This window comes from Oligella sp. HMSC05A10 (assembly GCF_001808335.1).
Classification (GTDB): domain Bacteria; phylum Pseudomonadota; class Gammaproteobacteria; order Burkholderiales; family Burkholderiaceae_B; genus Oligella; species Oligella urethralis.
Genome location: NZ_KV792863.1, coordinates 1 through 637, shown reverse-complemented (window position 1 = coordinate 637; position 637 = coordinate 1). Strand labels below are relative to the sequence as shown.

The 637-nt window shown below is 44.3% G+C and carries 1 protein-coding gene; it reads right to left on the bottom strand.

The genetic code is table 11. The features are described 5' to 3' along the window. A partial coding sequence (locus tag HMPREF3144_RS02670) for an IS3 family transposase (protein WP_070476260.1) occupies positions 1-637 on the bottom strand: 637 nt, incomplete at both ends.

Here is a 637-nt window from a genome sequence, read left to right as displayed (position 1 = left end):
CCATTGGGTGACTAGCAATTCAGCTTGCTCCAATGAGTCAAAGATATACATATTTAAAAGCTCCTCCCTGACAGTTCGGTTAAATCGCTCAATATAGGCATTTTGATAGGGCTTGCCTGGCTGAATGTAGTTCAGACGAATGCCTTGACTTTCAGTCCATGAGATCAGTCGTTCTGAGATATACTCAGGACCATTGTCAACTCGTATCTCTTTAGGCTTTCCACGCTGCTCAATTGTGCGCTCTAGGTATCGAATCACCTGCTCGCTCGGAATAGATAAGGCAACATCCATGGCTAACGCTTCTCGGTTGAAATCATCAATGACGTTCAATAAACGTAGTCTACGACCATCGGCTAGTGCATCACTCATAAAATCCATTGACCATACCTGATTAGCAGCTGTGGGCACAGCCAGTGGCGCTGGCTGCTTTCGTTGAAGGCGTAGGCGAGGTTTAATACGTAAGTTCAATGCTAACTCCTTGTAGATGCGGTAAACACGCTTATGATTCCAAACAACGCCTTGGACATTTCTAAGATAAAAAAAGCATAGTTTAAAGCCCCAACGCTTATTGGCTTGGGTAAGTTTAATCAAGCAATCGGCAATCTGCTCGTCCTCAGCCTTTCCTTTACTTTGATAG